General features: G+C 27.2%; 13 protein-coding genes. 10 read left to right on the top strand and 3 right to left on the bottom strand.

Annotated features, from left to right (window positions below; translation table 11 throughout):
• The first annotated feature begins 2 nt into the window (after positions 1 to 2).
• The 5 genes from hemC to fliS are packed head-to-tail and all read left to right on the top strand — an operon-like array spanning position 3 to position 5,897.
• Positions 3 to 938, top strand: a complete 936-nt coding sequence (gene hemC, locus AVBRAN12647_RS00310; protein ID WP_336614505.1) for a hydroxymethylbilane synthase — start codon at positions 3 to 5, stop codon at positions 936 to 938.
• A complete protein-coding gene (locus tag AVBRAN12647_RS00305) occupies positions 935 to 2,755 on the top strand; it encodes a menaquinone biosynthesis decarboxylase (protein ID WP_336614504.1) in 1,821 nt (606 codons plus the stop codon). The genes hemC and AVBRAN12647_RS00305 overlap by 4 nt, the downstream gene beginning before the upstream one ends.
• A 43-nt stretch (positions 2,756 to 2,798) precedes the next feature.
• On the top strand, positions 2,799 to 3,167 hold the full coding sequence (locus tag AVBRAN12647_RS00300) for a flagellar protein FlaG (RefSeq protein WP_214116763.1): 369 nt from the start codon (positions 2,799 to 2,801) through the stop codon (positions 3,165 to 3,167).
• Positions 3,168 to 3,197: 30 nt separating this feature from the next.
• Positions 3,198 to 5,516, top strand: a complete 2,319-nt coding sequence (gene fliD, locus AVBRAN12647_RS00295) for a flagellar filament capping protein FliD (RefSeq protein ID WP_336614503.1) — start codon at positions 3,198 to 3,200, stop codon at positions 5,514 to 5,516.
• A gap of 9 nt (positions 5,517 to 5,525) precedes the next feature.
• Positions 5,526 to 5,897 (top strand): flagellar export chaperone FliS, encoded by a 372-nt coding sequence (gene fliS, locus AVBRAN12647_RS00290; protein WP_214116767.1) that lies wholly within the window; start codon positions 5,526 to 5,528, stop codon positions 5,895 to 5,897.
• 271 nt (positions 5,898 to 6,168) lie between these two features.
• Here fliS and AVBRAN12647_RS00285 read toward each other — a convergent pair whose 3' ends face one another.
• From AVBRAN12647_RS00285 to AVBRAN12647_RS00275, 3 genes are read right to left on the bottom strand one after another with little or no spacing between them, the layout of a single operon-like run.
• The gene (locus AVBRAN12647_RS00285) at positions 6,169 to 6,750 is read right to left on the bottom strand and encodes a cytochrome c3 family protein (protein WP_214117904.1); all 582 of its coding nucleotides are present in this window, start codon (positions 6,748 to 6,750) and stop codon (positions 6,169 to 6,171) included.
• Positions 6,751 to 6,760: 10 nt separating this feature from the next.
• Positions 6,761 to 7,162 carry a cytochrome c3 family protein gene (locus AVBRAN12647_RS00280; protein ID WP_336614502.1) on the bottom strand — a complete coding sequence of 134 codons (402 nt, stop codon included), beginning with the start codon at positions 7,160 to 7,162 and terminating at the stop codon, positions 6,761 to 6,763.
• Positions 7,163 to 7,164: 2 nt separating this feature from the next.
• Entirely contained in the window at positions 7,165 to 8,736 is a 1,572-nt protein-coding gene (locus AVBRAN12647_RS00275) for a flavocytochrome c (RefSeq protein WP_214120628.1), read from the bottom strand.
• Positions 8,737 to 9,000: 264 nt separating this feature from the next.
• Between AVBRAN12647_RS00275 and fldA the strand changes: the two genes are divergently transcribed.
• From fldA to AVBRAN12647_RS00250, 5 genes are all read left to right on the top strand, one after another.
• Positions 9,001 to 9,486: a flavodoxin FldA gene (gene fldA / locus AVBRAN12647_RS00270; RefSeq protein WP_214117907.1), complete on the top strand. Its 486-nt coding sequence runs from the start codon at positions 9,001 to 9,003 to the stop codon at positions 9,484 to 9,486.
• A gap of 43 nt (positions 9,487 to 9,529) precedes the next feature.
• Positions 9,530 to 10,972, top strand: a complete 1,443-nt coding sequence (locus tag AVBRAN12647_RS00265; protein WP_336614501.1) for an ABC transporter substrate-binding protein — start codon at positions 9,530 to 9,532, stop codon at positions 10,970 to 10,972.
• A complete protein-coding gene (locus AVBRAN12647_RS00260; protein WP_214150617.1) occupies positions 10,965 to 11,675 on the top strand; it encodes an EI24 domain-containing protein in 711 nt (236 codons plus the stop codon). The genes AVBRAN12647_RS00265 and AVBRAN12647_RS00260 overlap by 8 nt, the downstream gene beginning before the upstream one ends.
• Positions 11,676 to 11,739: 64 nt before the next feature.
• Positions 11,740 to 11,931: a hypothetical protein gene (locus tag AVBRAN12647_RS00255; protein ID WP_214117910.1), complete on the top strand. Its 192-nt coding sequence runs from the start codon at positions 11,740 to 11,742 to the stop codon at positions 11,929 to 11,931.
• Positions 11,932 to 12,162: 231 nt separating this feature from the next.
• Complete coding sequence (locus AVBRAN12647_RS00250) at positions 12,163 to 12,795, top strand: restriction endonuclease (protein ID WP_336614500.1); 633 nt, start codon at positions 12,163 to 12,165, stop codon at positions 12,793 to 12,795.
• Positions 12,796 to 12,833 lie beyond the last annotated feature (38 nt).

Genomic DNA, 12,833 nt, shown 5'->3' with positions numbered 1-12,833 from the left:
ATATGAAAATAGCTACTAGAAAATCATTACTTGCTTTATGGCAAAGCGAATTTGTAAAGGCAAAATTACAAGAAATTGAGCCTAGTTTAAATATAGAATTATTAGAGCTTAGCACTAAAGGAGATGTTATTTTAGATACTCCTTTAGCAAAAATTGGTGGGAAGAATTTATTTATTAAAGAATTAGAAAACGCAATGCACGATGGGCTTGCACAAATTAGCGTTCATTCTTTAAAAGATGTTGGGGCAAGTTTGGCGTATGATTTTAAACTTGCTAGTATTTGCAAAAGAGAAACTCCTAATGATGTTGTGGTTTTTCGTGGAAATGAAAAATCATTAAATGAACTAAAACAAGGTGCAAAAATCGGCACAACAAGTCTTCGCCGCCAAATGCAATTAAGATTAATTAGAGATGATTTTTCTATTCACTCATTAAGGGGAAATCTACAAACTAGACTTAAAAAATTAAAAGATGGCGAATTTGATGCGATAGTTTTAGCTTATGCAGGACTTAAGAGATTAAATCTTTTAGATGAGTTAAATTATGAGATTTTAGATACAAAAATTATGATACCTTCAGCAGGTCAAGGTGCTGTTGCGATTGAGAGTATTAATGATGAAAAGGTGTTAAATCTTGTATCTAAATTAAATTGCCCTAAAACAGCATTATTATGCAAAATTGAGCGTGATTTTACTGCTACTTTAAATGGTGGTTGTGGTGCTCCAATAGGAATTAATGCAGCTTTTATTGATAATGAGATTATTTGCGTAAATGCGATTATTGGCTTAATTGATGCTAGTAAAATTATAAAAATGCAAAGAAAGATTAATCAAGCAAATGCAAGTGATTTTGGGGTAGTTTTAGCAAAAGAATTTATAAAGCACGGAGCTTTAGAAATTCTAGCTGAAAATGAAGAATTATTAAAAGAAATGCTATGAAAAATTATATAGAAAAATTAAAAAAAGAAAATCTTTTAAAGATTATAAATACACCTTTAGATGTTGAGTTAGAAATCGCTCATTTAGCTTATTTAGAAGCTAAAAAGAGTGATTCAAAGGTTTTATTATTTACAAATCCAAAAAAAGGCAATATAAATTATGATATGCCAATTATTATGAATGTTTTTGCAAATAGCAAAGCACTTAATTTGGTTTTAGGTAAAAATCCTGATGAGATTGCAGATGAGATTGAGAGCTTATTAAAACTGCATATTCCACCTACATTTGGTGCTAAATTAAACCTTGCAAATAAATTATTTTCTTTAAAAAATATAGCTCCAAAAAGAGAAATAAACAAAAACGCACCTTGTAAGCAAAAAACATATTCTCTAAATCAAATTCCAATCCTTAAAACTTGGGAAAAAGATGCAGGTGCATTTATTACAATGGGTCAGGTTTATACCAAAAGTCTTGATGGTAAGCAAAATAATTTAGGAATGTATCGTTTGCAAGTATTAGATGAAGGGCATTTAATAATGCACTTTCAACTTCATAAAGATGCTAATAATTTCTTTTATGAATATAAAGCCGCAAATAAAAAAATGCCAATAGCTATTGCAATAGGCGATGACCCACTTCATATATTTTGCGCTCAAGCACCATTGCCTAAAGGTATATTTGAATTAATGCTTTATGGATTTATCAAAAAACAAGGAGCAAAATTAGTTAAATGTGATACTAATGATTTGTATGTTCCAAGTAATAGTGATTTTGTAATAGAAGGCGAAATTGATGTAAATCATTTTGCTATTGAAGGTCCATTTGGCGATCATACGGGATTTTATACTCCGCAAGGTAATTTTCCTGTTATGAAAATTACAAAAATTACAGGCAAAAATGAGCCAATTTATAATGCAACCGTAGTTGGTAAACCACCTTTAGAAGATAAATGGATGGGGTATGGAACAGAGAGAATATTTTTACCATTACTTAAGACAACTTGCCCTGATTTGATTGATTATTGTATGCCTGAAAATGGTGTTTTTCATAATCTAATCTTAGCTAAAGTAAAAAGCAATTATGATGGCTTAGCATTAGCTAATATGCACGCATTTTGGGGAGTAGGGCAGATGAGTTTTGTAAAAAATGCTATTTTTGTAGATGAGAATGCACCTAGTCTGAATGATTATCCTAAAATTACAGAATATATTTTAAATAATTTCTCTCCTAAAAAATTATTATTAAGCTATGGATTATGTGATGAACTAGATCATTCTAGCACTAAATTAGGTATGGGCGGTAAGTTAGGGCTTGACGCTACTTCAAAATCTACTTATAAAGCTCATACCTTTAAAGTAGAAAAACAAGAAATAGATAAAACAAGTTTTAAACCAAATCTTAAAAATTTATTAGATGATTTAAAAGAATTTGGTTTATATGAATACAACATTTTCTATCCTGAAGCAAAAACACAAATTACTTGTATAAGTTTAGATAGAAAGCATAATTTAGACACTATTTATAATGCTTGCAAAAATAACTTAGGTGGGATTGTTGTTTTATTTGATAAAGGAGTTAATTTAAATAATCCTTATATGTTAATTTGGAGAGCGTTTAATAATTACGACCCTAGCACTGATATTAAAATAGATGATAATGGGATTTTGGTTGCAACGTATTCAAAAGGCGAAATAGATGGCTATTTAAGCGAATGGCCTAGCACAACTGATTGCAATAAAGATGTAATAAATAAATTAATAGATTTAAAATTATTAGAAAATGATGAAAAATTTTTCAAAAGCTATGAAGTTTTTTAAACTTTAGCCGATTTAGAAAAAAGCTTATTAAAAGGAGATAGTAATGGAGATTTTTAAAGCAGCGAGTTCTCAATATGATACTCAACTAAAAGCTAGTGCAGAAACAACTAAAATGCGCCCAGTTGAGCAAACTCATATTGAAACAAATTCAGGTAAGCAAAAAAATGAAGAAATAAACAAGGAAATAACAAAAGAAAAGCTTGATGAATCTATTAAAAAATTAAATGAAAATATGGAAGAATTACAAACTGATGTAAGATTTGGTTATAACGATAAAATCAATCAAATGTATGTAGATGTAATAGCTACAAAATCAGGTCAAATTATTCGTAAAATTCCAAATGAAGAAGTAATTAAGCTTAGTGAAAGTATGAAAGAAGCAATAGGAATTATTTTTGATAAAAAGAGTTAATTGCTTTAAAGAATTTAAAAGGAGTTAAATATGGGAACAGGTTTAGGATTAATAGCAGGAGCTAATAAATTTCAATTTAAAGAAAAATATGACGCTTTAAAAGCAAACGAGCAAAAATCTTTATTAGCAATACCTAATAAAAAACTATCTGATACACAAGCAAAGCAAAAGGATTTAACAGATTTAACAACACTTTTAGGCAGTTTTAAAGGTGATATATCTTCTTTAGTAGAAGGAGAAGCATTTTCTAAAAGTAAAGTAGATGCTACAGGTGAGAGTGCTAGTATGACTACTACTAAGGGTGTTAAAGTAAGTGATTTTGATATTAATGTTAAGCAACTTGCTACAAAAGATGCTTATCAGACTAATTCTTTTTCTAGCGAAACTTATGGCATATTTAACGATGTTGGTATTATTAAAAGTGATGGTCAAAAAGAAATGCTAAAAGAAGCAGAGTTTAAAATCACTGTAAATAAACAAACATTTACTATTAAGGTAAATTCAGGGGATTCTTTACAAACTTTAAATGACAAAATTCTATCAGCTACAAATGAAAACAATAAAAAATTAAGCGATTTTGTAAGCACTAAGGTTTTAGATACAGGTCATGATAATTATAGGCTTATGATTACAAGTAAAGAAGCTGGAATTGATAATGAAATAGTATTTGGAAGTGCTTTTAAACTTGACGACCCTAATACAGCAGAGTTTTCAAAAGCAGTTCTTAAAAAGCTTGGTTTATTAGACGCTGCAAATGCTAGTGCTGCTAAAACAGAGCTTAAAAAAGCTAACGAGCAATTAGACGCATCTAAAGTTATTTTAGGTGGTAGTGGATACTTAGAAAATATTCAAAAACAAGTTTCTGAATTAACTGGGGAAAAAGAATTAAAATATAAAGCTTATACAAGTGATCCTAGTGATCCTAATAATCTTGTTGAAACTGAAGTATCTTTTAAAATCAATAAAGATACAGATTTATCTAAACTAAGTGCTGATGAAAGAAAAGCAGTTTTTGCTGAATTTAAAGATAAAACTGATATAGAAACACAAACAAAAAACTGGGTTGAATATATTAAAAATACCGGAGAAGAATTAAATATTTCATACAAAGATAGTTCTAATCAAACAAAAGCAGTTAGTATAAATAAAGCTACTGATTTCAGTAAGTTAAGTGAAGATGAAAAGAAAGGAATTCAAGAATTTTTTGAAACTTCTAGGGAGAATTATTTTATAAATGAATTAGATGTAAAAGCTGCTCAAACTAAGTATGATGGAATTGATGCAAAATCAAACCATGTTCAAACAGCGCAAGATGCTAAGTTTATTTATGAAGGTATTGAGATTAGCAGAAGCACAAATACCATTGATGATTTAATAATTGGAGCAAAAATTTCTCTTAAAAAAGAAGGTATTACCAACTTTAAAGTAAGCGATGATTTAGATTCTTTAACAGAGCATTTAACTACTTTTACAACGAATTATAATTCTATAGTTAATTCTCTTGCTACCTCAACAGGTTTTGATAAAGAGAAAAAAACAGCAGGAAGTTTGCAAGGAATTAGCGAAGTAAGTAAGCTAAAAACAATGTTATCATCAATGATTACTAAGACTGATTCAAATGGGATTAGTTTATCTGGTATGGGGTTTGAGCTTAATGAAAAAGGAATTTTAACTTTTAAAAAATCAAAATTTGAAGAAGCTTATAAGAAAAATAGCGAAGGAATTAAAAATTTCTTACAAGGTAGCGTAAAATACCAAGAATTAAGCACTACAAGTAAGACAATTAGTCAAAAAGTAGCTTTAGCTGAAGGGGATTTGAAGATAAATGGTAAGGAAATTACCTTTAAAAAAGAATTCCTAGATAAATTAAATGATAAAGACAATAAGATTACTCAAGAAGAGTATATAAATAAATTAATTGAAGCTATTAATGATGCGAAAATAGATGGTGTAACGGCTAAATTAGGTAAAGAAAATAATATTAGTATTACAAGTGATGGAAAAAATGCACTTGAAATAGGTGGTTCTAGCGAGAAGTTATTACAACTTGGTTTAGAAGAAAAAACAATGAGAACTATTAAAACAGAGCAAACAGGAGTGTTTAGAACATTTAAAGATACTTTAGATAGTATGGTAGGCACTGATGGAACTCTTACTAAATATAATAAAAATTTAGAAGATGATGTTAAGAAGCTAAATGAAGAAATCAAAAAAACCAATGAAGAAATTGAGAAAAGATATGAGATTTTAGCTACTAGACTAAGTATGTATGATGTTATTTTAAATAAGCTTGATAATCAAAGCCAAACGATTACAGCTTTAACAAATGCAGCATTTGCTAATAAATAAGGAATATAAATGGTAAGTAATGCTTATGCGAGTTATTCTCATAACAATATTTCAATTGAGAGTAATGAGAAAATGATTGAGCTTTTATACGAGGGCATACTTAGATTTTGCTCTCGTGCCAAAAAAGCCATAGAAAAAAACGATATAGAAGCCAAATGTAAAAATATTAAAAAAGCCACAGCAATTTTTGTTGAGCTATTAAATTATTTAGACTTTAGTCAAGGCGATGTTAGTTATTATTTACAAGGGCTTTATTCTCATCAAATTAGCACACTTAGTAAGGTAATAATTGATAGCGATACTGCTAAATTGGATGAAGTTATGAAAGTTGCTAATGGTTTGCTTGAAGCTTGGCGTGAAGTAAATCAAATGGAACTTTAAAATCAATAAGTTTGAAAAAGAATTTGAGTTAAGTTTGAAAAAGAATTTGAGTTAAGTTTGAAAAAGAATTTGAGTTAAGTTTGAAAAAGAATTTGAGTTAAGTTTGAAAAAGAATTTGAGTTAAGTTTGAAAAAGAATTTGAGTTAAGTTTGAAAAAGAATTTGAGTTAAGTTTGAAAAAGAATTTGAGTTAAGTTTGAAAAAGAATTTGAGTTAAGTTTGAAAAAGAATTTATAGAATTTAGAATTAATTCTAAATTCTATTAGCTAAGCTTATTGCTTAGCTCTTTGTTTTTCCCAATCTTCCCAACTATGTGGAGTTGTGTCCTTTAAATCATATAAAGTTTGTGCTAAATCTTTATGCCCTACATGTTTATGACAATCGGTGCATTTCATCTCATCAGCACTACCTTTAAAGCTTAGATAAGTAAGATGGATTGGTAATGTGCTTTCATTGTCTTTTACGAAAGCATTTTCGTGGCATTTTAGACAAGAGCTATCAAAAGTATAATTTTTTCTAGCGTGTTCTCTATTTGCTAGCCAATCTTTTTTAGTGGGGTCTTTTGTTAAAGTTGTAAAGCCTTCTGCTATTCCGTTTTTAGCTTTAGTCAATAAGTATTTTGCCAAATTATCGTGTGGTAAATGACAATCAGCACAATTAACTACCACTCCTTTAGGATTTTTAGCCCCGTGTATATCATCATTAACATTTGTGATTGCTATAGGTCCATCCCAAGAATGGCAACTTCCACAAAACGGATATTTGCCTGTTACATGAACAATTTTTTCTCCTAAGAATACTAAAACAAGAGTTATGATTACTATCATACAAGTAAAAGCTATTTTATTTTTCATGTATTCTCCTTTATTTTACTTTTAAATTTTTTAAGATTTCTTGGCTATGGCATCTAGCACACATATTAACAGATGGTTTGTGAGTTTTATGGCAATTATCGCAGTCTAATTTATCATAATGTGGGCTTTGATGAACATTGTTATTATGTCCGTAACCTGCAGTATATTCTGCTAGTTTTGAATAATCCCCGTGGCATTTTATACAACTATTTAGCATAGCTGATGAATAATCTTTCTCTTGTGCTTCTAGGTGGCAATCATTACACTTAAGATTTAATTTTTTATGAATTCCTTTAACTTCATAGGCTTTTTCACTAAAATCTACATTTACTTTTCCTAACGAATCCTTTAATACTTTTTCATTTGCAAATAAAAAACAGGCAAATAAACATATAATAGTAATAAATCTCATTGCTAACCCCTTAATAAATTATAATTTTTTGCTAGAGTATTTCCAGCTCTTTTTCCATAAACTAAGCAATCTAAAACCGCATTAGAACCCAATCTATTGTATCCGTGTCTTCCGCCAGTAATTTCTCCACACGCATACAAACCTTGAATTAATTGCATATCATTATCATATACTTCACAATCTTTATTAGTTTTTACTCCACCCATACAATGATGAACTTTTGGTCCTGGTCTTGCAGCAAAAAATGGAGCTTGTTCTATTTTTATATACTTTCCTTTGTAATCTGAAAAATTTCGATTAAATTCTGGGTCTTTATAATCTTTATCTTTTGAAGCAAGTTCAACATATTCATTGTATCTTTTTAACTGCTCTAAGAAAGGCTCTTTATTGATATTATAATGAGCTATTAATTCATCCATTGTTTCAAATTGTTTTACAGCACCAACTAATAAGCCCCTATTTAAATCTTCTATATCAACAGTTTTAGTGCCATTTATATCCATAATTAAAACAGGTGGATTTAAACCTTTTTCATTCATAGCTAATATTGCATCGCTACCTTGTTTTCTATCAGTAATTTCATTTACAAATCTTTTTCCTGTTTTAGGATTTACCATCATTCCATAAGCATAAGCCCTAGTAATCCATCTATAAGCAAATCCAAAACCGCCTTCATCTTGACTTGTTACGTGCATACTTTGAATATATTGCATATCTATGAATTTAACATTATCATTTATTAGTTTTTGTGCTGTGTAGCCAGTAGCTCCTAAATGATTTGTGGTTAATACATCATCTCTTAAACTAGAGTCAAATATTTGTCTAAATTTTAAATCAGCTCCCCAACCACCAGTAGCTAAGATAATACCACCAAAGGTTCTATAATATTTAGTAATTCCACTTTCATTGTTTTTTTCTTCATATCCACGCTCAAAGTTAAATTGATATTTTTCTCTTACTTTAATTCCAACAACTTTATGATTTTTATCATATAAAATATCATCCATTATAACTCTTGTTAAAATCTTACCGCCTCTATTAAGAATTTGTTCTTGTAATGGTCTTGTGATATAACTACCTGCACCTGCTGAATGAGAGCGTGGAACGCTATGACCACCACTTCTGCTAACCCACTTAAAATTAACTCCATTATCTATAAGCCAATCAAGAGTTTTTACTCCATCATTTATCATAATATTTACTAATTCTAAATCATTTAAATTCTTACCACTTTTTAATGTATCTTGTATGTGTAGATTAATATCATCAACTATTCCATCTCTAGCTTGTAATTTTGAGCCAGCAACAGCCATTGAACCACCTGAATAAGCCGAGTTGCCACCTAAATAAGGCATTTTATCAATCATAACAACATTTTTAATACCATTATCCAAAAGACTTAGCATAGCTGCACTTCCTGCAAAACCACTTCCAATTACTATTGCATCATAATATTCATCCCATTTTATATCATCAATATCTATACTATTAGATAAAGCAATATTAGGCATTAAAATAGAGCCATACACTAAGCCAGAAAACTTTAAAAAGTCTCTTCTATCTTTAGTTTTCATAAAACCTCCTAATTAAAAAATAAGTTTAATAATAATTTTATTTTAAAATAAAATATACTTAGTAAATAATAAAAATTTTTTAATAATATTTTTAGTTTAATAATTATTATGAAGTAATAATAAGGATTTTTGATAAGTGATATTAATTTATTCTTATATTTATAAATTAATATAATTAAGGTTTTTGTAAAAAGAATTTGGTTAATGATTAACAATAATTTCAAATGGTAAAATTATGTCGCAAATCAAATTAAGGAGATAATTATGTCAGTAGCAGTAGTTTTCGGAAGTGCTATGGGAAATACAGAAGGCGCAGCAGAAAAAATTGCAGAAGCACTAGGTGCTGAATTATTAAATATCGCTGATGTTGATGCTGATAAACTAAATGGTTTTGATAAATTAGTTTGCGGAACTTCAACTTGGGGTAGTGGTGACTTACAAGATGATTGGGATTCATTTGATTTTAGTGGTCTAAAATTAGCTGGTAAAACAGTAGCTGTATTTGGTATGGGAGATAGCTCAAGCTATTCTGATACTTTCTGCGGCGGTATGGGTAAATTAGCTGCGGCATTAAAAGAAGCTGGTGCAAATTTAGTTGGAGCAGTTTCAACTGATGGTTATGATTTTGAAGATTCAGAAGCAGTAGTTGATGGTAAATTCGTTGGTCTTGCATTAGATAATGACAATCAAGAAGATTTAACAGACGAAAGAATTGCAAACTGGGTAGCACAAATTAAAGCTAACTTCTAATCACGAAATAGCAAGTTTTTTACTTGCTATTTTAAGGATACTTATGAAAAAGTTTTTATTATTATTTTTAGTATTTTCAATTAATTTTTTATCTGCTGATTTAATTAAAGTAGCTATGAAAAATCAACCAAATAATATAAATCCAATTTATAATCCAAATGATGATTTAGTAAATTTATTATATTTAGGTTTGTTTTATAAAAATAATAATAAAGAATTAATTCCTGCACTAGCTAATTCATACAAAATAAGTAATGATAAATTAAGATACGAATTTGAATTAAAACAAGGTCTTCATTTTATAAAAAATAATATAGATTTTGGAGAATTTACTTCAGAAGATGTAAAAACTACTTATGAAATAATTATAAATCACTTTTTTAATTCAAATTATAGTAGATTTTATAATAATATTTCTCAAATAAATATAATTGATAAATATAAAGTTGAATTTGTATTGAAGTATCCAGATAATGATTTTTTAAATTCTTTAACGCTAGGGATTATGTCAAAAAATGCTCTTATTAAATATGGTTTAAGTTGGTTTAATAGTGATGCTATTGGTCTTGGTACTTATAATTTAAAGCAATTTAACAATGAACAAATAGTTTTAGTAAAAAATCCTAATGCTATTTTTAAAGCACTTAATGACGGGGTAGTTTTTAAGTTTTATCAAAATGAAGTTCAAATAAAAAATGCTTTAAATAATGACATAATTGATGTTGGCTTGATTAATTATAAAAATATAAAAAATATTGATGATGATTTAGTATATAAGACTTTAGAATCAGATCACGCTATAGCATTACAATTAAATAATAAAGTAATTTATGATAGGAAATTAAGATATGCAATTTCTTTGATTATTTGTAACAAATCTATTTTAAATCAATTGCCAAATTTTAGTATCAATAAACATATTTTAAATCTAAATAATAATGGTTGTGATAGAGCAGAAGCTAGAAAAATTATAAATGAATTAGGATTTTATAAAGATAAAAAGAGTATAGAATTAAATATTAATAAAGAAAGCACAGCAAATTATTATAAAAAATTAGATTTACCTTTAAAATTAGAAATTTATGTAGATAAAAACAATAAAGACTACTTAAGTATAGCCGAAAATCTTGCTATGCAATTAAAAGATTTTGGAATATTAACAGATGTATTACAAACCAACAATGATGATAATGAAGCTAGTAAGATTGTAGATATTGAAGTATATGATAGTATTAATTTTGCAACTATTTTAAATACAAATAAGATTAATAAAACTCAAGCAAAAAATACCATAAATCAAGTGCAAGAGAATTATTACAAAGAGTTTCAAGAGCAGATTAAAATGAACCCTTCTTATGTATTTTTGGTAAATTACAATTATTTTTTAGCTTATAATAAAAAAATTAAAGGTATTGAAAATATGCCAATAGGATTTAATGGAAACGGATTATTTTCTCAAGTAATTAAGTGGTATAAATATGAATAATTTCATTATTAGCCTAAAAGATTTTTTTACATTTAGATTTTTAGCATTTTCTTTATTTCCATTAATTATAAGCTCAATTATATTTATTAGTTTATTAACACTTGCATTTAGTTATGTTGGTAGTTTAGATTTTAACGAAGAAGCTTTTAACTTTTTTTTAGGTGCGATGATACTACACGCCATACAAATATTTATTATGATAATTACTATTTCAGGTGGCAGTTTTTTAGCTTTATATTTATCTATATTTTTTGCTTTAGTTATTACTTCATTTTTAACTCCAATGATAGTTAGAGAAATCAATTTAAAGCATTATAATTACAATAAATTAGATGAAATAGGGTTAATTCAAATAACTTGGCTTTTATTTAAAATCGTATTGAAATTCTTATTCTTTTTATTTTTTGTGCTTTTATTTCACATAATTCCTATATTAAATTTCATAGCATCATTTTTAATGTTTTGCTTAATGTTTTATTTATTTTTTAATTTTTTAATTTACGATGTGGCTAGTTGTGTTTTAAATAAAAATGATTTTTTAAGTTTTAAACCTTTTAAATTGAAATATATTTTTTGCGTATTTTTATTTTATTTGGCTTCAAATATTCCTTATGTTGGGTTTTTTTTACCTGTATTTTTTGTAATATTTCTAGCTCATTTATTATTTCAAAATGAATTAAGATTAAAACAGCCTTTAAATTGATTAAAAATAACTTTTATATTTTGATTTTTTTGTAGTATTTAATTTTATTTTTAAGGAGATTATTATGGTTTTAAACAATGAAATTATTTGTAATGTATGTAGTCTAAAAGCTAGCGAAGACGAGCACGCAGTATTTATTAGAGCTCATAAAAACAATAAGCCAGTAGATATTTGCACAAGTTGTATTCCGAGCGTAATTCACGGCTCTGGAATGGTTGTAAAAAGTGATGAAGAAATCATTAAAGATTTAGATTGATTTTAGGAATTTCATTTGAAATTCCTATGGTAATTGTATGTTATTTAGCATTTTAGAATTTTTACATAATTACTATGGCTTAATAATAACTATTTTTACTTCATATTACTTGGTATATTCGTTTTATTTATAAAAAAGGCAGAAAAATTTATAAATGACAAAAATAAAGAAATTCAAACATTAAAAATAGATAAAGAAGATTACGAAGATACAAAAACTGATAAAAATATTTTGCTATACAAGAATTATAAATATGAAGAAGAATTATTAAAACTCAAAGATGAGTTAAAACGATTACAGACTTTAACAACTTCAGATATTAATAAAATAGCCATTGAAAAAGCACAAGAATTGATATTAGAAAAAGAAAAAGATTATGAAGAAAAATTAAAAGAATTAAATAGATATTATAAGCTAGAAAAAGATAAACTAATTCAGTCTTATGAATTAAAAATAAGTGAAGAAAAAAACGCACAAAATAAAATCAAATTAGAAAATATCAAAAAAGGCAAAAATTACGAATATCAAATAAAAATATACTATGAAAATATAGGTTATAAGGTTTTTCCAAATGGTTTTGTAAATGGTAAAAACGACAAAGGTATAGATTTAATAGCGTATAAAAATAGTGAAATAAGGCTAATTCAATGCAAGTGCTACACAAATCCACCAAAACAATATCTGCTTAGAAAATTTATAGGAGATTGTGAAGTTTTTATTAGAAACAATCCATCATTATGTGATAATAAAATAATTTATAAAGATTTTATAACAAGCTGTAATGATAAAGATTACGGAGTAGTGTGTTATTTAAGAGAATATCCAAATGAAATAAATTATCAAATCATTAACTATATAAATTAAAGCATTAAGACAATAAATAATAGATTAATAATTTTTTA

This window comes from Campylobacter sp. RM12647 (assembly GCF_020138135.1).
Classification (GTDB): domain Bacteria; phylum Campylobacterota; class Campylobacteria; order Campylobacterales; family Campylobacteraceae; genus Campylobacter_E.
This window is presented reverse-complemented; position numbering and strand designations above follow the sequence as displayed.